General features: G+C 70.8%; 25 protein-coding genes. 12 read left to right on the top strand and 13 right to left on the bottom strand.

What is annotated here, in order from left to right; genetic code table 11:
• Positions 1–130 precede the first annotated feature (130 nt).
• The gene (locus ACGF8B_RS18335; RefSeq protein ID WP_259931485.1) at positions 131–889 is read left to right on the top strand and encodes a phosphoglyceromutase; all 759 of its coding nucleotides are present in this window, start codon (positions 131–133) and stop codon (positions 887–889) included.
• 144 nt (positions 890–1033) lie between these two features.
• Here the strand turns inward: ACGF8B_RS18335 and ACGF8B_RS18330 are convergent, their stop codons facing one another.
• Positions 1034–1711: a GAP family protein gene (locus ACGF8B_RS18330; protein WP_392739523.1), complete on the bottom strand. Its 678-nt coding sequence runs from the start codon at positions 1709–1711 to the stop codon at positions 1034–1036.
• 265 nt (positions 1712–1976) lie between these two features.
• Between ACGF8B_RS18330 and ACGF8B_RS18325 the strand changes: the two genes are divergently transcribed.
• From ACGF8B_RS18325 to ACGF8B_RS18315, 3 genes are all read left to right on the top strand, one after another.
• Complete coding sequence (locus ACGF8B_RS18325; protein ID WP_392739521.1) at positions 1977–2567, top strand: hypothetical protein; 591 nt, start codon at positions 1977–1979, stop codon at positions 2565–2567.
• A 117-nt stretch (positions 2568–2684) separates the two neighbouring features.
• The gene (locus ACGF8B_RS18320; RefSeq protein WP_392739519.1) at positions 2685–4037 is read left to right on the top strand and encodes a Dyp-type peroxidase; all 1353 of its coding nucleotides are present in this window, start codon (positions 2685–2687) and stop codon (positions 4035–4037) included.
• Between the two features lie 55 nt (positions 4038–4092).
• On the top strand, positions 4093–5217 hold the full coding sequence (locus ACGF8B_RS18315) for a catalase family protein (protein WP_392739518.1): 1125 nt from the start codon (positions 4093–4095) through the stop codon (positions 5215–5217).
• 25 nt (positions 5218–5242) lie between these two features.
• On the opposite strand, the gene ACGF8B_RS18310 is transcribed toward ACGF8B_RS18315, so the two are convergent.
• Entirely contained in the window at positions 5243–5653 is a 411-nt protein-coding gene (locus ACGF8B_RS18310; RefSeq protein ID WP_392739516.1) for a hypothetical protein, read from the bottom strand.
• Complete coding sequence (locus ACGF8B_RS18305) at positions 5650–6303, bottom strand: AAA family ATPase (protein ID WP_392739514.1); 654 nt, start codon at positions 6301–6303, stop codon at positions 5650–5652. The genes ACGF8B_RS18310 and ACGF8B_RS18305 overlap by 4 nt, the downstream gene beginning before the upstream one ends.
• 136 nt (positions 6304–6439) lie before the next feature.
• Between ACGF8B_RS18305 and ACGF8B_RS18300 the strand changes: the two genes are divergently transcribed.
• Positions 6440–6688 carry a hypothetical protein gene (locus ACGF8B_RS18300; RefSeq protein ID WP_189545668.1) on the top strand — a complete coding sequence of 83 codons (249 nt, stop codon included), beginning with the start codon at positions 6440–6442 and terminating at the stop codon, positions 6686–6688.
• On the top strand, positions 6685–6927 hold the full coding sequence (locus ACGF8B_RS18295) for a hypothetical protein (RefSeq protein ID WP_093540259.1): 243 nt from the start codon (positions 6685–6687) through the stop codon (positions 6925–6927). Before ACGF8B_RS18300 ends, ACGF8B_RS18295 begins: the two co-directional genes overlap by 4 nt.
• A gap of 56 nt (positions 6928–6983) precedes the next feature.
• Here the strand turns inward: ACGF8B_RS18295 and ACGF8B_RS18290 are convergent, their stop codons facing one another.
• A complete protein-coding gene (locus tag ACGF8B_RS18290) occupies positions 6984–7325 on the bottom strand; it encodes an SCO0607 family lipoprotein (protein ID WP_392739512.1) in 342 nt (113 codons plus the stop codon).
• 151 nt (positions 7326–7476) lie between these two features.
• Complete coding sequence (locus ACGF8B_RS18285) at positions 7477–8274, bottom strand: hypothetical protein (protein ID WP_392739510.1); 798 nt, start codon at positions 8272–8274, stop codon at positions 7477–7479.
• 211 nt (positions 8275–8485) lie between these two features.
• On the opposite strand from ACGF8B_RS18285, the gene ACGF8B_RS18280 reads away from it, so the two are divergent.
• Positions 8486–9496, top strand: coding sequence for a phosphotransferase family protein (locus ACGF8B_RS18280; protein ID WP_392739508.1), 1011 nt, complete (start codon positions 8486–8488; stop codon positions 9494–9496).
• A 25-nt stretch (positions 9497–9521) separates the two neighbouring features.
• On the opposite strand, the gene ACGF8B_RS18275 is transcribed toward ACGF8B_RS18280, so the two are convergent.
• From ACGF8B_RS18275 to mshA, 3 genes are all read right to left on the bottom strand, one after another.
• Entirely contained in the window at positions 9522–11270 is a 1749-nt protein-coding gene (locus ACGF8B_RS18275; RefSeq protein ID WP_392739506.1) for a glycosyl hydrolase family 28-related protein, read from the bottom strand.
• A gap of 189 nt (positions 11271–11459) precedes the next feature.
• Positions 11460–12026 (bottom strand): YbjN domain-containing protein, encoded by a 567-nt coding sequence (locus ACGF8B_RS18270; protein WP_392739504.1) that lies wholly within the window; start codon positions 12024–12026, stop codon positions 11460–11462.
• Positions 12019–13371 carry a D-inositol-3-phosphate glycosyltransferase gene (gene mshA / locus ACGF8B_RS18265; RefSeq protein WP_392739502.1) on the bottom strand — a complete coding sequence of 451 codons (1353 nt, stop codon included), beginning with the start codon at positions 13369–13371 and terminating at the stop codon, positions 12019–12021. Before mshA ends, ACGF8B_RS18270 begins: the two co-directional genes overlap by 8 nt.
• A 180-nt stretch (positions 13372–13551) precedes the next feature.
• On the opposite strand from mshA, the gene ACGF8B_RS18260 reads away from it, so the two are divergent.
• The 3 genes from ACGF8B_RS18260 (at position 13552) to ACGF8B_RS18250 (ending at position 17470) form a co-directional block, all read left to right on the top strand.
• Entirely contained in the window at positions 13552–14328 is a 777-nt protein-coding gene (locus ACGF8B_RS18260; protein ID WP_392739500.1) for a class I SAM-dependent methyltransferase, read from the top strand.
• Positions 14329–14564: 236 nt separating this feature from the next.
• Positions 14565–15638: an NlpC/P60 family protein gene (locus ACGF8B_RS18255; RefSeq protein ID WP_392739498.1), complete on the top strand. Its 1074-nt coding sequence runs from the start codon at positions 14565–14567 to the stop codon at positions 15636–15638.
• A 482-nt stretch (positions 15639–16120) separates the two neighbouring features.
• Positions 16121–17470 carry a PP2C family protein-serine/threonine phosphatase gene (locus ACGF8B_RS18250; RefSeq protein WP_392739496.1) on the top strand — a complete coding sequence of 450 codons (1350 nt, stop codon included), beginning with the start codon at positions 16121–16123 and terminating at the stop codon, positions 17468–17470.
• Here the strand turns inward: ACGF8B_RS18250 and ACGF8B_RS18245 are convergent.
• The 4 genes from ACGF8B_RS18245 to ACGF8B_RS18230 all read right to left on the bottom strand — a co-directional run bounded on the left by ACGF8B_RS18245 (position 17452) and on the right by ACGF8B_RS18230 (position 20256).
• Complete coding sequence (locus ACGF8B_RS18245) at positions 17452–17799, bottom strand: DUF2516 family protein (RefSeq protein ID WP_259931466.1); 348 nt, start codon at positions 17797–17799, stop codon at positions 17452–17454. The two genes, ACGF8B_RS18250 and ACGF8B_RS18245, sit on opposite strands and share 19 nt — an antisense overlap.
• Positions 17800–18061: 262 nt before the next feature.
• Complete coding sequence (locus ACGF8B_RS18240; RefSeq protein ID WP_392739495.1) at positions 18062–18706, bottom strand: hypothetical protein; 645 nt, start codon at positions 18704–18706, stop codon at positions 18062–18064.
• Positions 18707–18733: 27 nt separating this feature from the next.
• A complete protein-coding gene (locus ACGF8B_RS18235) occupies positions 18734–19279 on the bottom strand; it encodes a helix-turn-helix domain-containing protein (protein WP_392739493.1) in 546 nt (181 codons plus the stop codon).
• A gap of 116 nt (positions 19280–19395) precedes the next feature.
• Positions 19396–20256, bottom strand: a complete 861-nt coding sequence (locus ACGF8B_RS18230) for an aminoglycoside phosphotransferase family protein (RefSeq protein ID WP_392739491.1) — start codon at positions 20254–20256, stop codon at positions 19396–19398.
• 225 nt (positions 20257–20481) lie between these two features.
• Here ACGF8B_RS18230 and ACGF8B_RS18225 point away from each other — a divergent pair, with 225 nt between their 5' ends.
• Complete coding sequence (locus tag ACGF8B_RS18225; RefSeq protein ID WP_392739489.1) at positions 20482–21588, top strand: MerR family transcriptional regulator; 1107 nt, start codon at positions 20482–20484, stop codon at positions 21586–21588.
• Between the two features lie 45 nt (positions 21589–21633).
• On the opposite strand, the gene ACGF8B_RS18220 is transcribed toward ACGF8B_RS18225, so the two are convergent.
• Entirely contained in the window at positions 21634–22257 is a 624-nt protein-coding gene (locus tag ACGF8B_RS18220) for a TetR/AcrR family transcriptional regulator (protein ID WP_392740114.1), read from the bottom strand.
• Positions 22258–22326: 69 nt separating this feature from the next.
• Here ACGF8B_RS18220 and ACGF8B_RS18215 point away from each other — a divergent pair, with 69 nt between their 5' ends.
• A complete protein-coding gene (locus ACGF8B_RS18215; protein ID WP_392739487.1) occupies positions 22327–22752 on the top strand; it encodes a hypothetical protein in 426 nt (141 codons plus the stop codon).
• The last annotated feature ends 45 nt before the right edge of the window (positions 22753–22797 follow it).

Genomic DNA, 22797 nt, shown 5'->3' with positions numbered 1-22797 from the left:
TTGACGCCTGCCGTCAATCGTCGCCGCTCCCGGCCACCGCCGGGCCCGTCCCGTCGCCGCCGGGCCCGCCCGCTGTCCGCCCTGTGACCGGTAGCGCGGAGCTCGTACGGGTTCGATTACGCTCGGACCCATGGCCGACGCACCGTACAAGCTGATCCTCCTCCGCCACGGCGAGAGCGAATGGAACGCGAAGAACCTGTTCACCGGCTGGGTGGACGTCAACCTCACGGAGAAGGGCGAGAAGGAGGCAGTCCGCGGCGGTGAGCTGCTCAAGGACGCCGGTCTGCTCCCCGATGTCCTGCACACCTCCCTCCAGAAGCGCGCCATCCGCACCGCGCAGCTCGCGCTGGAGTCCGCGGACCGCCACTGGATCCCGGTCCACCGTTCCTGGCGGCTGAACGAGCGCCACTACGGCGCCCTGCAGGGCAAGGACAAGGCGCAGACGCTCGCCGAGTTCGGCGAGGAGCAGTTCATGCTCTGGCGCCGCTCCTACGACACCCCGCCGCCCGCCCTTGAGGACGGCACCGAGTTCTCGCAGAGCGACGACCCGCGCTACGCGTCGATCCCGCCGGAGCTGCGCCCGCGCACGGAGTGCCTCAAGGACGTCGTCGACCGCATGCTGCCGTACTGGTACGACGACATCGTGCCGGACCTGCTCGACGGCCGCACCGTCCTGGTCGCCGCCCACGGCAACAGCCTCCGGGCCCTGGTCAAGCACCTCGACGGCATCTCCGACGCCGACATCGCGGGCCTGAACATCCCGACCGGCATCCCGCTCGTCTACGAGCTGGACGCCGACTTCCGCCCCGTGAAGCCGGGCGGCACGTACCTCGACCCGGACGCGGCGAAGGCCGCCATCGAGGCCGTGAAGAACCAGGGCAAGAAGTAGCCCCGACCGGTCGAGCGCCCTGCCTGCGGATTGCCCGCGAGCAGGGGGCTTGTCGCTGCCCTGGGGCCGTATCGGTGACGGCGGCAGGTCTGTCGGGGGACTTTTTCAGGAACCTCCGTCAGAAGTCTCTGTCACGAGCCTCTGTCAGGAGACGAGGATGGCGATGCCGTCCCCGAGCAGTTTCAGCCCGAGGACGAAGAACAGGACGGCCATCACGGCGACATTGTGCTGAGCTGCCCAGTCCTTCCAGTTGCCGAGCGTGGTCTTGGCACGCTGTCCGCCCAGGAGGAAAACTCCGAGCGGGGCCAGCAGGCCGAGGGTGGCGATCACGACGAAGATCGCCAGCGATGCGATCTGCTGCCCGACCGGCAGTCCGGCCGAGCCGATCGCGGCGCCGGCGGCGATGGTCAGTGGGGCGTTCTTGGCGTTGAGCGCGGCCAGGGCCACTCCGAGTCCGAAGACCTTGACCGGCGTGAGGCGGTCGATCGCGCTCATCCATTTCGGCAGCCGGGCCTGCGAGGGGTCCTTGGGGCGCCGGTGCCATTGCCGGGCGCCGAAGAGGACGAGGAACAGGCCCAGCGCGAGCTTGAGGGCGCCCACCCAGGTGGCCGGGTGATTGTGGGCGGAGGCACCTGCGGGGGAAGCGATCGCCAGCATCACCGCGCCCAGCGCCGAGAGTCCCAGGATCCAGCCGACGGTGAACAGGACTCCGTTGAGACGTCCCCGGGGTGTGGCGAGGATGAGGATGACGGCGATGATCGGGAGCGGGCTGACCGCGACGGCGGCCGAGAAACCCAGTACGTCACCGAGAACTTCGCCCATGGTTGCCTCCGTACGGGAGTCAGGGTGGCGAAAGGGGCTGCTAGGAGTGGTGACGCGTACGCACCCGGCATGTCCCGGTTCCATCCTCCTGCGCCTGGCCCGATCTGTCCTCGGGAGCCGGTCGCGTTCCGTGCCGCGTCCGCCCCGGCGTCCCGAAATGCGAGGTGGCGCGTCCCTGGTGAGGATTGATGTGTGAGGGCGATGGTGCCCCATGACTCGGGCGCTTGGTGAGCCTCGCATCGATCCGTGGCAGGAGAATCTCACAATGACTGCGGCAACAGGTGCAGCCCGGACGGCTCACCCCGAGCGGCCGGGCAGGTCGGACGGGGTCTGCAGCGAGTTCACCGTCTTCACCAGGATCAAGCCGGGCGAGGCCGACGCGCTGCGTGAGGATCTCACCTGGCTCGGCGACGCGGCGAATGACGAGAATGTCCACGCGGCGCTGCGACAGATCGGCACGCTGCATGACGCACGGCACGTGATCTTCGACAACGACACCCGGTTCATGTTCGCCAGCGTCTTCGACGGCTCCTGGGACACCTATATCGACGACTTCGCCCAGACGGTGGTCGGGGCCCGCTTCGACAAGGTCTTCTCGCACAGCGAAGGGTTCCCCGGCATCAAAGATCCAGGGGTCAAGGACTGGTTCCTCGCCCACCAGGAACCCGCAGGGGTCTTCGTCAGCGCCTACCCCGATCTGACCGTTCAGCAGATCTACAAGGACCACCGCGTGGACGACGCGTTCCAGGACGTGCTGGACACCGACGAGTTCCGGGCAGCGCTGGACAACCCGGCGAACGCCGAGTTGGTGGCCGCCCCGGCCTTCCAGAAGCTGCTGGCGGAAGCCTCGGCCTAGAACCAGGACACGACCGACTCTCGGAGCCGACCCCACATCCGTGGACCGCGTCGGCGGACGCGGACCGGTCGCTGCCGGGCTTTCCGGGCGGAGACCGATGTGGAGGCACAAGAAATCATGAATGCGACAGGAAGCGGCGGCCCGGCCGACGTGCGCGTCGAGATCGACGATGTCCAGAGCGGAGCACTGCGTCCACGGCCGGTGCCCTACGAGGGAGAGTTCATCTTCCTGCGGGTCGACGACCGTCACGCCGGGCGCGCCCTGCTGCGGCGGCTGCTCCCGGTGACCTCGGGTGGCCTGCCCGGCACCGACCGCAGCCAGGACGCCTGGGTGGCCGTGGCGTTCACCTACCAGGGGCTGCGGGCCCTGGGGGTGCCCCAGGAATCGCTGGACAGCTTTCCGCGGGCGTTCCGCGAGGGCATGGCCGCCCGGGCGGAGCTGATCGGTGACGTGGGCGAGAGTGCGCCGGCCCACTGGGAGACCCCCTTCGGAACGGGCGATGTCCACATCGCGTTGAGTGCCCTCTCCTCGGACACGGCCCGGCTGGCCGGGGAGCTGGAGCGGGCCCGGGCCGCCTACGAGAACGCGCCCGGTGTCCAGGTGATCTGGCAGCAGGAGGTACGTCAGCTCCCGACCGGACGCACCACCTTCGGCTTCCGTGACGGCATCAGCCATCCGAACATCGAGGGCGTCGGACTGCCCGGCTCCAACCCGCAGGAGACGCCCATCAAGGCCGGCGAGTTCATCCTCGGCTACCCCGACGAGACCGGCAATCTGCCGCCCATGCCCAGCCCAGATGTGCTGGGGCGCAACGGGACGTACGTGGCTGTTCGCAAGGTCCACACCGATGTGGCGGCCTGGCGGCGGTACCTGCGCGCCAACAGCTCCGGCGCCGAGGAAGAGGCGCTCCTGGCGGCGAAGATGGTCGGACGCTGGCCCAGCGGGGCGCCGCTGACGCTGGCACCGGAGCACGACGATCCGGAGCTGGCGGCAGATCCGCACCGCGTCAACAACTTCCTGTACCGGGAGAACGACGATCGCGGCTACCGGTGTCCCGCCGGTGCGCACATCCGGCGCACCAACCCCCGCGATTCCACCATCATCGGCGACGCACGGATGCACCGCCTCATCCGTCGCGGCACCACCTACGGGCCGCCGCTGCCCGAGGGCGTACTGGAGGACGACGGCGCCGACCGGGGCCTGGTCGGCGCCTTCATCGGGGCCCACCTTGAACGGCAGTTCGAGTTCATCAAGGCCGAGTGGGTCAACGACGGCAACTTCATCGGCTACCCCGGCGAGAAGGATCCGGTAGCCGGGCATCACGGCGGAACCGGCACCGTCACCATCCCCGAGAAGCCGGTCAGGCGCCGCCTGCGGAACCTGCCCAGCTTCGTGGCCACCCGTGGCGGCGAGTACTGCTTCCTGCCGGGGCTGCGTGCCTTGCGCTGGCTGGCCGAACTGGAGGACTGAGGGCGCTTCCTGCGCGCCGAGGACCCGTCACGGTCTCCGAGGAGAGGTCGAAGCCATGGCAGCACAGTTCGTCCGCTACACGCCCGGTGTCGAAGACGACGATCCGCACTTCGACCGGAACGTGCAGACGGTGATCGAGAAGACCGAGAGCTACATCGCCGAGTCGGTCGAGGCCGGTGGCACCGGACGGGCACTGCGCGACGCCCATGCCAAGGGCTACGGGCTGGTCCGGGGAGAAGTGGAGATCCTGGACGGGCTGCCCCCCGAGTACGCCCAGGGGATCTACGCGACTCCGGGAACCCACGACGCGCTGATCCGCTTCTCCAACGGCTCGCCGCACACCGGAGCCGACGCGCGGCTGGGGGCTGCCACCGGGCTGGCTCTGAAGATCTTCGGCATCCCCGGCCCGACCCTGCTGGAGGACGAACCGGACACGGGCACCTTCGACTACGCCAACATCAACGGACCGGTCTTCTTCTGCAACACGGTCGAGCACTACCTGTTCATCCAGGAACTGTTCCTGAACGCGCCGGCCTATTTCGCCCGGGGCCGACCCGGCGCACATCGTTTCTTCACCGATTTCGTGACTGGAAAGGGGACCCTCGACCAGGACGACTGGGCGTGGGACGAGTTCCTGGCCTTCCTGCGCCTGTCGAAGACTCCTCCGGCGAACCTGCTGCTGTCGAGCTACTGGACGATGGGGGCGGTCCGGCACGGGGACTACATCGCCAAGGTCCGTATCACCCCCGACCCGTCCTCCGCCGCCGCGGTGGTCCGGCGAGACATCGATCCGACCGCTCAGGAGGTCTTCCGGCCGGCCCTGCAGGCCGAACTGCGGGAGCGGCCCTACGTCTTCGACATCCAGGTCCAGCTCTGCACCGACCTGGAGCGCATGCCGGTGGAGGACACCACCGTGGAGTGGCCCGAGCAGCTCTCACCGTCGACCACGGTGGCGACACTGCGGCTGCCGCGGCAGGACATCTCCGGCCCGGAGAACCTGGAGAAGATGGACGCGCTGTCCTTCACGCCCTGGCGGGTCACCGCCGAACACGCGCCCCTGGGCAACATCATGCGGGCCCGCAAGGAGGTCTACCGGAGATCCTCCATCGAGCGCCACAGACTCAACCAACAGCCCCGGACAGAACCCCGCAGTCCCGACGAGGTGCTCGGCCCGCCCTGATGAGCCCCGGCGTCGCGCCCCGGCCTCACCCGCTCTGCCCACCAGAGCCGTCGCAGAGGCCGCCCAGCTCGGCGGCGAGTGCCTCGTCCCGCATGCCCGGCAGGGCGTAGCCCTCGGTCTCGTCCCATGGGACGTCGGTGTCGTCCAGGTGGACGTGCCACTGCGCTCCCCCGACGGCGCGGCGCAACTCGGTGACGGAGTCCAGCACATGGGACGTCACCGGGAGCCACCGGCCGGGGTCGCCGCCCGGCAGTTTCGTGGAGCCGGTGAGGATCTGGTCGTCCCCGTCGTCGCCCGGGTCGTACAGGTACAGGCCCTCCTCGTCGTCGTACGGGAACGTCTCCGCCCGGGCGGAGACGATGCGTTCGACGGTGGCCGACTCGGCGGCGGTCAGCGGCGTGGTCCGGCGGGCGCTGTAGTAGATGGAGACGCTCATGGGCCGAGCGTAGGGCGGGGGTGTGACAACGCGCCGTCCACGTGCTGCCCCAACGCCCGTTCCACGCGCCCCGCGAGGCCGGTCCAGGGGCGGCATTCGACCACCGGCAGGCCGTGCCGGGCCGCCTGGCCGGCGAGCCAGTGCGAGTACGCGGCGCTGACCTCGGCGCGGTGGCGCTGTTCGCCGCTGTCGGGTTCCCTGGCCGTGTAGTTGGCGAGGATCTGTTCCGGGTCCTGTTCGTGCAGGAAGACCGCCCGCACCCGGCGACCGGCCGTCCGGCCCTCGTGGATCGCCTCCGCCGCGGCGGACGGGGTGAGGTAGTCGCCCTCGATCACGGCGGGTACGTCGACGGTCAGGCGGTTGCGGACCACGCCCAGCACCGCGGGTTCAAGGGCCCTGGCGGTGGCGATCTGGAGGTCCAGCACCCGGTCGGCGGAGAGCGGCGCCGTGTCGGGGACGGTCCCGAAGTGGTGGAGCGCGGGATGGTGTTCGGGTGTCGTCATGGCCTCGACGGCGCTGACCACGTCGTCGAACTCGACCACGAATCCCCTCGACCCGCCCGGTTCACCGGCGAGTTGGGCCGCTGCCCGGCTCTTGCCGACGCCCGAGGCTCCACCTATCAGCAATATGTCCCATGATGTCGCTGTCACCGGGCGAACGTATCGCGTGGGGTTCCGTGTCCATCGCCGGCACTGGCGCTACCGTGTCCCGAGCACCGGCCCGCGCGACGGCGGAACCGATCGGACGGGCCGTGCGGAGGACGCAAGGAGAGCGGGGAGAGCAATCATGGGCGAGCCCCTGAAGACCTTCGTCGGCGGTGCCGAGGTCGACGTGCCCAACAGCATTCCGGCCATCCGGGCCACGCTGCCGGAGGAGAGACGCGAGGAGTTCGACCGCGCCATCAACGAGGCGGGGGTGCACGAGATCCAGGCCGTGATGCGGCACTGGATGCTGGAGGCTGTACCCGATCCGGAGGCCGAACAGATCCTGGACCGGCTGGCGCAGGACGAGGCCGAGAGGCGGAGCGTCGCTTGAGCTTCCGCATCTCCTACGCACCGCCCGCCGACGACTCCCTGGCCAAGATGCGCGACGGCGAGACCTTCCGCGCCGAGATGGCGCGGACCCTGGGCCTCGACCCGTACGGGCACGGCTCGTCGGCCGTCAAGAGCGAGCGCGACCGCCGCGAGGCGACCGTGGCCGGGGCGATCGTGCTCTATTACGTCTCCGGGTCCGTCCTGATCGTCACCGTGGTGAGGCTCGTCCCGCTGCCCTGAGCCGGTGCCGACCGAGAGCTCGTCCCGCCGCCCTGAAGCCGTCGGCGGCCCGACTCCTAGGAACCGGCCGGGACTTCGATGATCCGGCCGTCCTTGTCCACGCTGTGGGTGCGCCAGTACTTGTCCCACTTGTCGTCCACGTGCTCGGGGACCTTGCCCTTCGGGTACCGGACGTACCCCTTCGGCGGGTCCTCGTCGTCGGACACGCAGGCCGATCCGGTGCCCCCGATCGTCATGACCGGGTACTCGCCACCGCCGCAGGTCGCGTCCTGCATCGAACAGCCCGTGGCCAGTACCGCCGTGGTGGCGGCTGCCAGGGCGAGCCCCGCTGCGGAACGGCTCGCGCGACGCCCGCGCCTCGCGGACGCCGTCCGGCTGATTCGACTGATCCTGTACATGGTCGCTCCTCGCTGCTGACTGATGCCACCAGCCTGCCCGGAGCGCAAAACACCGATCATGAGTACGAATACTCACGTGCGGGGCGCCCGGTACTCGCGCGCCCCGCATCCGTCCCTGAGGGCTGTCCCGCAATTCCTGGCGGGACAGCCCTTAGGCCAGCTTCGCGGCCTGCGCCTCGATCACCGCGGTCGGCAGCTCGAAGTCCCCGCCGCCACCCATCGCGGCCAGGTTCATCGAGGAGAACGAGGCGAACGAGGCGCCCTGGCGCATGGCCACGAGCTTGAACTCGACCTTCTCCCCGCCCTGCTCCACCTGAACGGTCCAGGCGGCCGCCTCCTCGCCGCCCTTGACCTGCTCCTCGGTGATCTTGCTGACCTTCTGCTTCTCACCGGCCGCGGTGAACTCGAAGCCGCCGGCGCACTCGGTGGCCGCGGTGCGCAGCGAGGCGACCGACTCCTGCGCGCCCTTGCCGTCGTACGAACCGAGGGCCAGCTGCGTCGTCGTGATGTCGAACGCGGCCTTGAACGCCTCCTCGGCGTCCCCGCTGTCCTGCTTCGCCAGGTCGCCCTTCTTCGGCTCACTGACGACCGTGCGCTTGGTGAACGCGCCCGGCTCGCCGACCTGAGCGCCCATCAGCGCATGGGCGAACGGGGCGCAGACCGTCTTCCCGGTCTTGATGTCGGCGACGGCGACCGTGTCCTTGGCCGCGGCCTTGGAGATCTTGTGCCCCTTGACGTCACCCTGGGCCAGCGCGGCCTTCTCCAGCTCGGCGGCGCTCAGCGCCTCGGCCGCGGGCGCGGCGGCAGCGGACTCCTTGCCCTTGGCGTCCGCTCCCTTGTTCCCTTTGTCGGAGGAACCGGAGTCCGAACCGCCGCATGCGGCGGCGAACAGGGCCAGGGACACCGCGGTGGCGGCAACAGCGGTACGGCGTACGGCGGTGGAACGCATGGATCCGGTCCGTCTCTATGAGCAGGGTGTTCGGTTTTGCTCACTGTATGAGCGGAAAATGGTTTGATGATCAATCAAGTCGGGCATGGGATGCGATCGTGACGACGCTGTGATCATCCTGTGAATGCGCCGAATGTGCCGTCCGGTGCTGCGTTACTCCACACTGACGGGACCGGAATCCAGCACATCCGACACCGAGGTGCGATCCCGCATGCAGACTGACGCGACAACCACGGCCGTTCTCGACTCCGTCGGCCTGACGGAGGACCGGATCGCCGTCCGCGCACCGCTCACCGGAGGCACGTTCAACACGGTCTCCCGGGTGACGCTCACGGACGGCAGCGAGCGGGTGGTGAAGATCCCGCCGCCCGCGACCCCCGGAACGCTGATGGGATACGAGCGCGATCTACTGGTCAACGAGGCCACGTTCTACACCTGCGCGGACGGCGCGGCACCGGTCCCCCGCGTCCTGCACAGCGAACTCGACCCGGCCGCGCCGACCGGACCGTACGTGATCATGTCGGCCTGTCCGGGGCAGCCGTGGAACGAGCTCGCCGCCGGCTCGCTGTCGGCCGCGGAGGGGCGCCGGCTCCGCAGCGACCTGGGGCGGATCGTCGCCCGGCTGCACACCGTCACCACCCCGGCCGGTTTCGGCTATCCCTCCCTGGCGGTGGGCCCGTTGGCCCCGTCCTGGCGGCAGGCGTTCACCGCGATGACCGACGCCGTCCTCGCCGACGCGGACACCTACCGGGCCCGGCTGCCGCGCCCGACGGCAGGCATCCGCGCCCTGCTCGCCGCCGCGTCGCCGGTGCTCGACGACGTGACGCGCTCCGCCCTGGTCCACTTCGACCTGTGGCAGGGCAACCTCCTCGTCGACGGCGGGCCCGGTGCGCGGACCATCGGCGGGATCGTCGACGGCGAGCGGATGTTCTGGGGCGACCCGGTCGCCGACTTCGTATCGCTCGCCCTGTTCGGGAACATGGCGCAGGACGAGGACTTCCTCGCCGGGTACGCGGACGGCAGCGGGCGGCCGGTGGCGTTCGACGCGTCGGTCCGGCTGCGGCTCGCGCTCTACCGCTGCTACCTCTACCTGATCATGCTGGTGGAGACCGTCCCGCGCCGCGCGTCCCGGGAGGACCGGGAGTGGGCGTGGACGCATGTCACCCCGCAGCTCGAATCGGCCCTGGCGGACGTGGAGTCGGCGCTGCGCACCGGGGCCTGAGCGCAGCGCCCGCCGCCCCTCGCCCTCAGCCTGCCAGGGCCCGCTGGGCCTCGTACAGATTGGGCGGCCACACCGCCCCCGGCGTGCCGTAGGCCTCCAGCCTGGTGTGCAGGTCGCCGGTGAAGTCGGGGACGTCGATCTGGTCGAACTCCGTCACCTCGCTGATGCCGACCGTCGCGCTGTACGGGGCGAGCCCGTCGATCCGCATCAGGCCCGCCCGGCCGTTGGTGACCCGGATGTTCCAGTGCGTGAAGCGGGCTCCAAAGAGCGGCCCCGCGCTCGCGTCGCCGCCGTGCCGCCCGTTGTTCTCGACCGTGATGTCGGTGCGGACGTTGGCGAACGGCATGCCCCGGTGCGAGTCGAACGTCCCCATCTCCATCAGCCCGCGCGACCAGACGTTCCCGCTGGACAGCCCCTCGACGTTGATGCCGTGCAACTGGGTTCCGGCGGGCGCCGGTACGGTGCGCCGCGCGACGGTGAAGTCCTCGATCAGGTTGTCGTGCGAACCCTCGCGGCAGTAGTACGGATGGTGCGAGCCGCGGCCCTCGACCCGGGTGCGGCGCAGGGTGCAGGCCGAGGCGGCGATCAGGCCGAAGCCGTTGTCGACGTGGCGGACGGTGATGTCGTCGGCCCAGCAGTCGTAGGCGCACTGGAACGCGACCCCGTTGTACCCCTTGTCGAGCAGATGCGGCGACTGCGGGGTCTCGACCACTTCGAGCGTGAGGCCCTCGACGCCGGAGCCGGTGAGCGGGGTGACGAGCGTGGTCAGCCGAGGATCCCACTCGGGCCGCGCGTCGAGCGGGAGCGGGCGCTCCAGCGTGACCCGGCGGCCGTGTACGGAGATGACGCGGACCGGCCATTCGTAGGGGACGTAGGAGGTCAGCTTGGTCTTGTCGTCCCAGTGGTACGCCTCGGGGCCGGGGCCGCCGCCCGCCATGTGCTCCAGGAGTGTGTGGCCGGCGTCGTCGGCGAGCCGGAGCAGTACGAGCCGGCCGCGCCGCAGCCCCGTCGGGTCGTCGACGGTGATCGAGCGGTCGCCCCGGCGGGCGGGGGCGATGGTGGTCAGGGTGCGCCACTCGTCGCGCCGGTTGCCGGTCCAGCCCTCGAAGGGCCAGGACTTCGCCCGGATCGCCTCGGTGAGCGAGGTCCAACGGCCCTGCGGGCAGACCCAGATGAGGCCGCCGGCCCAGGACCAGCTGGATTTGTCGCCGCCGTACCGGCTGCCGTACGCCCCGACCAGTTCGGTGAGGTTCCTGGTCGCGTACAGCTTGGTGCGCCCGCTGCCCGCGCCGCGCACCACCACGTCGCTGTGGCCGATCCGGATGATGTCGTCGATCCGGTACGTGCCCGCGGGTATGAGCACCGTGCCGCCGCCGCGCTCGCCTGCTACGGCGATGGCACGGTTGATCGCGGGGGCGGCGTCGGCGGAGCCGTCCGGCATCGCACCGTGGCGCCGGACGTCGACGACGAAGCCGCGGCCGGGGCGGCGGGGCGGGCGGGAGCCGCCGCGGTGACCGGCCCGGCCGATGAACGGGATCTGCGGGTGGGTGAACGGGGCGGCGGCGAACTCCCGCCAGAGCGGGGTGGCCGCTCGCGGGGCACCGGCCGCGGCCCGCCGGGCGGTGGCGGACGCCGGGCCGCTGCCGGCGGCGGTGGCGCCGACCGCCGCCGCGGCGAGGGCCACGGCGCCTGCCAGCAGCCCGCGCCTGCTGATGTTCCCCTGGTCGTTCTCGGTGAATCCGATCGCCATGAATCCGAGCCGCCTTTCATCCATGTGAACGACGTTCATATCTGCGTCGGCGGCGAGCATGCCACGGCCCCGGGGGACGCCGAAAGAGGCGTGCACCGGGGAATCTCGGGCCGGAACTCCCGGAAGGTGACGGCTAGTTGGTCCAACCGGGAGGTGATGGGCAGGTTGGCCGGACCGGGGGGCGACGGCGGACCGGCCGGACCTGTCGAGCCGTCAGTCGGTCCGGTCGGCCGGGCGCTGGGTCAGATGCGTGAACGCGTCCAGGTTCCGCGTGGACTCGCCGCGCGACACCCGCCACTCGTACTCCTTGCGGATCGCGCTCGCGAAGCCCAGCTCCAGCAGGGTGTTGAAGGAGCCGTCGGCCGCTTCGAGGACCGTGCCGAGCAGCCGGTCCAGCTCCTGCGGGGTGACCACGGAGAGCGGCAGCTTGCCGACGAGATAGATGTCGCCGAGCGGGTCGATCGCGTAACTCACACCGAAGAGGCGGAGGTTGCGCTCCAGCAGCCAGCGGTGGACCGCTGCGTCGTTCTCGTCCGGATGCCGGACGACGAAGGCGTTGAGGGAGAGCGAGTGCCTGCCGACCCGCAGCGAGCAGGTGGTGGACAGCTTGCGCGTACCGGGCAGCTTGACGACGTAATCGCCCGGCCCGGGGCTCTCCCATTCGAGCCCGGCGTCCTTCAGGGTCGCCTCGATGACCCGCGCGGCCCGTGCCGCGGCGGCTTCGGCCGGTGCCGCTCCACCGGGTACGTCATCGGGTACGCCATCGGGTACGTCAGCCATGGTGCGAGCGTACGCGACGGCGGTGTTCGTGCATCGCGGCCGTGTACACGTCGGCCGTCGCCGCCGCCGCGGTGTCCCAGCCGAAGCCCTGGGCGTGTGCGGCGGCCGCCGCACCCATCCGGGCGACCAGCTCCGGCGCGTCGGCGAACCGGGCCAGCGCCTGTGCGTACGCCTGCGGGTCGTGCCCGGGTATCAGGAAGCCGCTGACCCCGTCCCGCACCGCCACCGGCAGGCCGCCCACGGCCGCCGCGACGACGGGGGTGCCCGCCGCCTGCGCCTCTATGGCGACCAGACCGAAGGACTCGCTGTGCGAGGGCATGACCAGCACCGAGGCGGCCCGGAACCAGTCGGCGAGCTGCTCCTGCCCGACCGGCGGCTGGAACCGTACGACGTCGGCGATGCCCAGCCGCGCCGCCAGCTTCTGCAGCCCCTCCGGCTTGGCGAGCCCGCTGCCGCTGGGACCTCCGACGACCGGTACGACCATCCGGGAGCGCAGCGTGGGGTCGCGGTCCAGCAGGACGGCGACCGCCCGCAGCAGCACGTCCGGGGCCTTCAGCGGCTGGATGCGGCCCGCGAAGAGCGGGATCAGGGCGTCCTTCGGCAGCCCGAGGCGCGCCCGCGCCGCGGCCCGCCCGTCGGCGGGGCTGAAGCGGTCCAGGTTGACCCCGGGGTGGACGACGGCGACGGACCCGGGATCGGCCTCGTAGAAGCGGATCAGCTCGTCCGCCTCCCCGGTGGTGTTGGCGATCAGCCGGTCCGCCGCGCTGACGATCTGGGTCTCGCCGATGACGCGGGCCGCCGGCTCGGGGGTGTCGCCCTCCGCGAGGGCCGCGTTCTTGACCTTCGCCATGGTGTGCATGGCGTGGACGAGCGGGACGCCCCAGCGCTGGGCGGCGAGCCAGCCGACGTGGCCGGAGAGCCAGTAGTGGGAGTGGACGAGGTCGTAGTAGCCGGGGCGCTGGCCGGCCCACGCCTGCATCACGCCGTGTGTGAAGGCGCAGAGCTGGGCGGGCAGCTCCTCCTTGGCCAGTCCCTCGTACGGCCCCGCGTCGACGTGCCGGACCAGGACGCCGGGGGCCAGTTCGACCGCCGGGGGCAGCCCGCCGGCGGTGGACCGGGTGAAGATCTCGACCTCGATGTTGATCGCGGCGAGCCGCCTGGCCAGCTCCACGATGTAGACGTTCATGCCGCCCGCGTCCCCGGTGCCCGGCTGGTGCAGCGGGGAGGTGTGCACGGAGAGCATCGCGATGCGTCGGGGTTTGCGGTGGCCGCCGGGGAACGCGGCGGGGAATCTGAGGCGCGGTGCGACCCGGCTGCTGCCGAGCCGGGAGACGTACTGACTCACGTCGTCCGGTCCTCCTCACTCAGGGCATGACGGCTGAGGGACCTGAGCCCCTGCGAACGGCTGCAACAGCGGAATTTCCCCTTTCATTTCCGCTTTACCAAATCATTACGGTGCGGGCGGCGCATTCCGGGACCCCGGGCGCACGCCGGGCCCCGCCGCGAGATCGTTACGCTCACTGTCATGCGCCCCATCGGCACCGCGACCCGCGGGACCACCAACCCGAACCGGCTGCGCCGCATGGACCGCTGGATCGCCGCCACCCACGGCCCGGCCCTGCGCCGCGCCGACCGTCCCGTAGCCGTCGACCTCGGGTACGGCGCCGCGCCCTGGACCGCCGTCGAACTGCTGCGCCGGCTGCGCACGGCCGAGCCCCGCACGGCCGTGGTCGGCATCGAGATCGACCCGGAGCGGGTCGCGGCGGCGAAGCCGTACGAGTGCGAGGGCCTGACCTTTCGGCACGGCGGGTTCGAGATCCCGCTCCCCGGGCGCCCCGACCTGATCCGGGCGGCGAACGTGCTGCGCCAGTACGACGAGGGCGAGGTCGCGGCGGTCTGGCGGCGGCTGTGCGCCCGCCTCGCGCCGGGCGGGCTCCTGGTGGAGGGCACCTGCGACGAGATCGGGCGCCGGCACGTCTGGGTGGCGCTCGGGCCCGAGGGTCCGCGCACGGTCACCTTCGCGACCCGGCTCGCCTCCCTGGACCGCCCCTCCGACCTCGCGGAACGCCTGCCCAAGGCGCTGATCCACCGCAATGTTCCGGGCGAACCGATCCACGCGTTCCTGCGGGACTTCGACCGGGCGTGGGCCGCGGCGGCTCCGTACGCCTCACTGGGCGCCCGGCAGCGCTGGATCACGGCGGTACGGGCACTGTCGGGCGACTGGCCGCTGGCCGACGGGGTACGGCGGTGGCGCCAGGGCGAAGTCACGGTGAAATGGGCGGCCCTCCAGCCCAACCCGTAGCCCGACTCGCGCTGAACAGACGCGGGGCGACCTGCCCGGGGAAGGCGGACGGGAACGCGGGCGGGGCATCGTTCGTCCTGAGAGAGGGAAGCCGGGGAGGCGAGGCCGCCGATCCGTGTGTGCGAACGTCAGGACGACGGCCGTGCGCCCCTGTTGCTTTTCGGTACGGCATGGCACGATCTCGACATCGGCGAAAAGTTACTGACGGTAAATCAGATTCATTCGGGGGGAATCTCGTGAACCGACGTCACTGTGCCTCGGCCGCGATCACTCTGGTCTGCGCGCTGACCGTGCTCATCACGCCGGTCCAGGCCTTCGCCGAGCCCGCACCGCCATCCCCCGCCGACGCGAAGGCCACCGCCTCCAAGGCGCCGAAGAAGAGCCTCGAAGAGGTGCGCAAGGAGATCGACGACCTCTACCGCAAGGCAGGGGCGGCCACCGACGCGTACAACCTCGCCGAGGAGAAGGCCGAGAAGCAGTCCGGCGAGATCGTGAAGCTGGCCCGCTCGATAGTCGTGGGCCAGTCGAAGATCGCCGAGCTCAAGAGCCAGGCGGGCGCCCAGGCCCGCGAGCAGTACCGCACGGGCGGGCTGCCGCCCGGCGCCCAGTTGATGCTCAGCGACGACCCGCAGCTGTTCCTGGACGGGGTGAACCGGGTCCGGGAGGGCCAGCAGGCCGCCCAGGGCGTACTCGGCGAACTGACCAGGACCCAGCAGGACCTGGAGACGTACACCGAGGACGCGAGCACCAACTGGAAGAAGCTCGAAGCCAACCGGGTCAAGCAGGCCAAGGCCAAGAAGAAGATCAACGCGCAGATCGCCGCGGCGAAGAAGCTGGAGTCCCGGTTGAAGAAGGAGGAGCGGGCCCGGCTCCTCAAGATGGAGCAGGAGGCGGAGTACAGGCAGCAGACCGCCTGGCTCAGCTCCGGCGCCCTGAAGGACATCAACCGCGAGGCGAGCGCCCGCGGCAAGAAGGCGGTGGCCTTCGCGACCGAGCAGATCGGCAAGCCGTACGTCTGGGGCGCCGAGGGCCCCAAGTCGTACGACTGCTCGGGCCTCACGTCCCAGGCCTGGCTGGCGGCGGGCCGGCCGATCCCCCGCACCTCGCAGGAACAGTGGCGGCTGCTGCCGCACATCGCGATCAAGGACATGCGCCCCGGCGACCTGATCATCTACCACAGTGACGCCAGTCACGTGGGCATGTACATCGGCGACGGCGCGATCATCCACTCGCCGCGCCCCGGCCGCAACGTCACGCTGGCGGGCGCGGGCTCGATGCAGATACTCGGGGTCGTCCGCCCGGACAAGTAGACGCCGGTCGTGGGGTGCAGTGCGCGCCGGGCGTGTGGGGCGTGCGAGGCGCAGGGGGTGCGCGCGGCGTGCGCAGGGTGCGTGCGTCGTACGTGTCGTGCACGGGGGTACGTGCGGTGCGGGGGGTACGTGCGGTGCGTGCGATGACCGGCGCAGGCTCCCGGGGCAGCCGAGGGTGCCCCCGGAGGCGCTCCGCGCCGCCGCGCGAGCAGCTCCGGACGCCCCGTACCCGCAACGGGCGTGATCCGCGCCACCCGCCGTACACCACCCGCGTGACCTTTGTCATGTCCGATATCAGCCCCCGGGCCGGGCACATCTCGCCGGATCCGTGACCTGACGCGGCTTATGACTGTGCATATGCCGGAGGCCAATCACGGAACGCCATTCCGTTCCACCGCCACGGACCGCTATCGTCCCCGTCTGGCGGATCGTCGATCGTCGGTCCGCCGCGCCCTCGGGGGGAGGGAAGGAAACCCGAACCGATGCCCGTACCCGTACCGCAGCAACGCGCCGAAGCCGCTGCGGAGGCCTCCCACGGCGCCGACCTCACCCTCCTGGTGATCGAGGACGACCCGGCGGGCACCTTCACCGTCCCCGAGCTGCCGGCCGCGGCCGGCACGAGAGTGCGCATCCGCACCGCCCGCAATCTCACCGAGGCGGGCCGGCTCCTCACGGACGACGTCGACTGCATACTGCTGGACCTGGCCCTGCCCACCGGCAGCGAGACCCGCGCCTCCGGAGCCGGGGACGCGGCCGCACCCGACGGGCTCGCCACCCTCCAACACGTCCTGCGGATCGCCCCGGGCCACGCCGTCCTCGCCCTCACGGCGGAGGACGACACCGCACTGGCCGCCGAGGCGGTACGGGTCGGAGCCCAGGACTACCTCTTCCGCGACGAGCTCGACGGCCGGCTGCTCAGCCGCGCCATCCGGTACGCCGTCGAGCGAAAGCGCGCCGACGCGGCCCAGCGCCGGCTCACCGAGTCCACCCTGCGCGCCCAGGAGAACGCCCGCCTCGAACGCGGACTGCTGCCGACGCCGCTGCTCGAAGGCTCCGATCTGCGCTTCGCGGCCCGCTACCGCCCCGGCCGCAGCCGCGCGCTGCTCGGCGGGGACTTCTACGACACGGTCCGTACGCCCGACGGCACCGTCCACGCGATGATCGGCGACGTCTGCGGGCACGGCCCCGACGAGGCGGCGCTCGGCGTGGAACTGCGCATCGCGTGGCGGGCGCTCACCCTGGCCGGGCTCTGCGGCGACGAACTGCTCTCCACCCTCCAGCAGGTCCTGGAGCACGAACGGGAGAGCGAGGAGATCTTCGCGACGCTCTGCACCGTCGACATCGCCCCCGACGGCCGGCGCGCAGGGCTCTGTCTGGCGGGCCACCCCGCCCCGCTGATCGCCCGGCAGGGACGGGCCGCGCACCTGCTCCCGTACGAGGACGGCGGCCCGGCCCTCGGCCTGCTGCCACGCGCCCGGTGGCCGCGCCGGCAGGTGGATCTCGGCGGCACCTGGAGCCTGATGATGTACACGGACGGACTGATCGAGGGGCGCGTCGGCCCGGTCGGCACCCAGCGGCTGGGCCAGGACGGCATGGTCGCGATGATCAACCGGCAGCTGGCGGAGGGGCTGGCCGGCGAGGATCTCCTGGAGGCCGCGGTCGCCCAGGTACGGGAGCTGAACGGCGGCGAACTGACCGACGACGTCGCGGTCCTCCTGCTCGACCGCGACCAGAACGCCGTCCGCCGCCGGCCCCCGGACGGCGAACGGGGCCGGGGAGTCCCCCGGCCCCGCACCGCGTACTCCGCGAAGGCTCAGCGCCCGCCGTTGTAGGGCCCGTACGGCCCGTCGCTGCTGGAGCCGCCGCGCCGGCCGCTGCCGCCGCCCGAGACCGCCCGCAGCGCGGGCCGCACGTCCACCAGGAAGACGATGGACGCGACCACGCCCGCGATCTGCAGGAACAGCACCGACATGTAGAGGCTCAGTACGTTCACGCCGACGGCGAGGCCGAGGATGAGCAGCCAGAAGGACTTCTTCTGCTTGTCCGCGGCCCGGTAGGCGTCCTCGCGGGCCACCGCGGCCATGACCAGCGCGACCACCGCCAGCACCATCATGGCCACGTAGAGCAGCGTGATGAATGTGCTGAATCCTGTGAGCAACATGGTGTGCACCGCCTAATAAATGGATGAGCGCCTCGCGGCCAAGGTACCGGGACAACGCTCCGGGCACCCCGGATGGTGCCCGGCCCCGCCCCGCCGCACGCCTGCCGCAGGCCTGTCACGCGCCTTCCGCGCGCCGACCGGACGCCTGCCGGACGCCTGCCGGCACCACAGCTCCGACATGGGATGCCGTGGCGCCGACAGGCGTCTGTCTCTCCTGCTCCTGCTCCTGCTCCTGCTCCTACTTCTACTTCTACTTCTACTTCTACTTCGTGCTCGGCGGAGTGGTCTTCTTCGCGACGGGCTTGCGCGCGGGCGCCTTCCTGGCGGGCGCGGCCGGGGCCTTGCTCTCCGGCTTGGCGGCCTTGGGCGCGGGCTTCGGCGCCGGTGCGGCCTTCGCCGGACCGGGCTTGGCGGCCGGCGCGGTCCTCGCGGTACCGGTCGGCTTCGACTCCTTGCGCGGCTCCACGACGACGGCGATCTCGACGATCTCCTCAGCCGTCTCGCCCCGCCAGTGCTTCACGGTCTGCTCGCCGCGCTCGGCGACCTTCTCGTACGTCTCCCGGGCCCGCACCGCGTACTCCGCGGCCATGCCCAGGCTCCGCAGCGCCAGGTCCTGCGCGTTCTCGCCCAGCTTCCGCAGATCGCTGTCGAACGACCCGATCACCTCGGTGACCTTGGCCTGCACGGTGGCCTGCGCCTCCTTGGCCTGCGAGGTCACCTTCTCCTGCACGGCCTTGGGGTCGGTGTTGCGTACGGCCTCGATGCGCTCCGGCGCCTCGGTACGCAGTTGCTCGATCAGCGCCGGGACCTTGCGCGCCTGCTCGACGGCCAGGTCGGCCGTACCGGCGGCGAAGTAGAGGGGGGTCGGGTCGGTGAGGGTCTTACGCAGGTCATCGGTGATGGCCATGACTGTGGTCCTCCCGGATCATCAGACTCAGTTTGAGGGTTTCTCAGGCTTTGAAGGCGCGGAGGGTGTTGAGGGCTCGGAGGGTATGGAAGACGCCGAACGCTCCGAACGCGTCGGGGGCTCCGAAGCCGCGTCGGCACCGCCGCCGTCCGCACCGGCAGCGGGCCCTGACTCGTCGCCGGTCTCCGATCCGGCGACGACGCCGGATTCCGGTCCGGGCTCGAACCCGTTCTCCTTGCGGAAGGAGTCGTAGATCTGCAGCAGCACGCTCTTCTGCCGCTCGTTGATGGACGGATCGGCCAGAATCACCGCCCGCGTCTCCAGCTCCTCCCGCTCCCGCTCCCGCTCGTCCAGAATCCCGGCCCTTACGTAAAGGGTCTCGGCGGAGATCCGCAGCGCCTTGGCGACCTGCTGCAGCACCTCGGCGCTCGGCTTGCGCAGCCCGCGCTCGATCTGGCTGAGGTAGGGATTGGACACCCCGGCGGCATCGGCGAGCTGCCGCAGCGACAGCTGCGCGTTGCGCCGCTGCTCGCGCAGGTACTCACCGAGATTGCCGACGTTGAGGGATGCCATACCCCGATGGTGCGCCACCCTTGCTAACTTTTGCAAGCAGGCGCTTGCAAAAGTGCGCCACGCCACTCGCACGGCCGCTTGGTCCCTTGCCGCTCTCACATGGCCTTCGGCGACTTCTACAGACCACCCAGTCGCCTGGTCACGGTGTCGAGTGTCGGCCATGGAGGACCCTGGCGCAGCAGGCGCAGGAATTCCTCTCCGAATCGCCTCCCGTTCGGAAACTGGTCGCCAAGCTCCCAACGCCACGCGGCGACCATCGCGATGACGAGCTGCCTGCACTCGTCCAGCAGCCCCTGGTCAACGCTCGGGTAGTACTCGCAGACCGCCTCGGGAACATGGGCGAGATCGAACTCGACGGGCCCACGGCAGCACGTCTCAAGGTCGATGAACAACGGTCCGTTCTTCGTGCTGAGCACATTGCCCGGATGCGGCTCGCCGTGGAGCAGCTGCTCCACGGCGCCGCGCTCGTCGATCGCCCGTCGCAGGCTCGCCAGCCTGCCGCTGAGGAACACGCGGTCCGCGTCGGCCAGCTCCGGCGAGCGTTCCGGGTCGGCGACGACCTCCTCCGCCTCCGTGATCCGGTCCGTGAACCTGGGGCTCGGCACATCGACCTTGCGCAGGCCGGCGTGCAGCTGCTCCAGTGCCTTGGCGTAGTCGACCGGTGAGGTGTGAGGTGTCACGGGCTCGTAGTAGGTCCACAGCGTCACGGCGAAGCCGTCGCGCGTGTACACACGCGGGTCCGCCCGAGGCTCCAAGGGGCACATCGGGGATCCGACCTCGGTGAGCCGCTGAGCGAGATCGACTTCGAACTGTGCGACCTCCTGCCCCACAAGGGCGACCCTGGCGAAGACGTCGCAGGGCGTCAGCCGCAGTGCCAGCTTGTTCGAGTTGTGGAGAACGATTGCATCGTTGGCTTCCAGGTCGAGCGACGCGGCGACCGAAGTCACAGCCGCGACCGCACGCGAGACGTCGGTCATGTCCACCCTCGAATACTGGCATGGATGAGCGAGGGGCGGTGCTGAGCGAGGGCAATGCTGAGCGAGGGCAATGCTGAGCGAGGGCGGTGCTGACGACCAACGCGGAAAGCCACGCCCGGTGCGAACAGGTCTCCGCCGATGGTCGGCCTCGGTTGACCTTCACCCTGGGGGAAGCCACAGCATCGGTGGGGCCGGGCGATGTGCTCGGCATGAGGAGGAGCGGGCATGGGGTTGCTGACCATCGGGGCGTTCGCGAAGGCGTCCCGGCTGTCGCCGAAGGCGCTGCGTCTCTACGACGAACTCGGCCTGCTGGCCCCCGCCCGTGTCGACCCGACGACCGGCTACCGCTTCTACGCCCCGGAACAACTGGAGCAGGCCCGGCTCGTCGCCTGGCTCCGCCGCCTGGGAATGCCGCTGGCGCGCATCCAGGGCGTCTGCGGGCTGGAGGCCGCCGAGGCGGCCCGGGAGGTCCGCGCGTTCTGGGCCCAGGTCGAGGCCGACACCGCCGCACGGCGGGATCTCGCCTCCTTCCTCATCGGCCATCTGACCTGGAAGGACCCCGCCATGTCCCCGACCGCCAAGCCGCTGGGCATCCGTTACGCCGCTCTGTCCGACAAGGGCCTGGTCCGTGAGAGCAACCAGGACACCGCCTACGCCGGCTCCCGCCTGCTCGCCGTCGCCGACGGCTTCGGCCCTCAGGGAGCCCCCGCCGGCGCGGCCGCCGTCGACGCGCTCAAGCACCTCGAAACAGACGGCGTCCCGGCAGGCGATCTCCTCAACGTCCTCGAAGACGCGATCGACCGGGCCAAGCAAGCCGTGCACGGCGTCGCCGGGACCGTCCCCTCTCCCCAAGAGGCCGGCACGACGCTCACCGCGATGCTCTGGACCGGATCGCAGCTGGCCCTCGTCCACATCGGCGACTCCCGCGCCCACCTCCTGCGCGACGGAGAGCTGTTCCAGATCACGCAGGACCACACCATGGTGCAGTCGATGGTCGACGAAGGACGTCTCAGCCCGGAGGAGGCCGCCTCGCACCCCCAACGGTCGCTGCTGGTACGGGCCCTGGGCCCCGGAGCCGACGGCACCCCCGACGTACGCCTCCACGACGCCCGGCAGGGGGACCGCTACCTGCTCTGCTCCGACGGCCTGTCGGCCGTCGTGCCGAGGGAGGAGATCCACCGGGTGCTCACCGGCGCCGGGGAGCCCGAGCAGGCCGTCCGCGAACTCATCTCCCTCGCCAACGGCTCCGGCGGTCCCGACAACACCAGTTGCGTGGTCGCCGACGTCATCGAGCTCCAGCAGCGGGAACGAGCGGTACGCGCTTCGAGTTGAGCCACGGCGACCGGCACACCGCGAACGGCTCCGCTCGACCGGCCGTCACGATGCGTCCGCGTCCTGGTCGACGAGGGGCATCCCGGATGCCAGGGCGCGGGCGGTGTCGGCGAAGTACTGCTCGTCGGCACCGGGGGCGAGGCCGAGGGGGATGCCCTGGCCGAGACCGACGAACAGTGCCCTGAGCGCCATGGTCAGGCGTTGTGCCTGTTGGGGCGTCACGATGCCTCCGTCGTGCGGCCTTCCGGTGAACAGCGCGATCAGATGGTTCTCCTGTTCCCGGACGGACACGGCGAGCCGGGACCCCAGGTCCGGGTCGTGCAGGGCCATGTCCAGCAGGGTGATCTGGAGGGACAGTCGGGGCAGCGCGTCCGGGGCGTCACAGCTGCGCCGGTAGTACCGGGCGAAGGCGTCCACCGCCGCCAACAGGTCGAGTCCGGCGGGAACCGCCTGCTCGATCTCTTCGTAGTACGGCCGCAGGTGGTCGGCGACCACCGCGACCACCAGGCCGTTCTTGCTCCCGAACAGTGAGTAGATGGCGCCGGTGGTCACATCCGCGCGCGCAGCGATCTCCTCAAGCCTGGCGCGGTACCCGTCCCGGGAGACGACCTCGAACGCAGCGTCCAGCAAGGCGCGGCGGTTGCGCTCCTTGGCCTCCGCTCTCGTCATTCTCATAATCCCATTATTACCGTAATCTTGTTACGGAACCAGTCGGGACGAGTTTCGAGGAGGACGCTCATGGCCCAGGTCGTGGCACCGCGGGTGACCCGTCAGACGGTGGGCGCCGTCGCCGATGGCGCCTTCAAGGTGCTGCTCGGCGCCGCAGGCATCGTGGGCGCCGCCCCGCTCGGCCGGTTACTCGGCACGCCTGCTTGGCTGATGGCCGTCTCAGGCGCGGCCCTGCTGATCGGCGGCGGCATCGAGATCGGGTACACGCGGAGCCGGCCGATGCGCACCTACACGCGGCTCATGATCGCCTACGACAGCGGCTGGGCGCTGGCGGCCCTGGCCGGTTTCCTGATGGCGCGGCAGGGCAGCGGCGCGGGAGGAGAAGTCTGGATCGGCTACCAGACCGCCGCTCCCGTCCTGTTCGCCGCACTGCTGATCGCCGCCGCCCCAGCGCGGACGACCCCGGACACCCGCGCAGAGAACGCTGCCCGATGACAACGGGGTCGACCGTCCGCCGTCCGGACCGAGGGAAAGATCCTT

The organism is Streptomyces sp. NPDC047917 (assembly GCF_043204345.1).
In the GTDB taxonomy this organism is placed as follows: domain Bacteria; phylum Actinomycetota; class Actinomycetes; order Streptomycetales; family Streptomycetaceae; genus Streptomyces; species Streptomyces sanglieri.
This window is presented reverse-complemented; position numbering and strand designations above follow the sequence as displayed.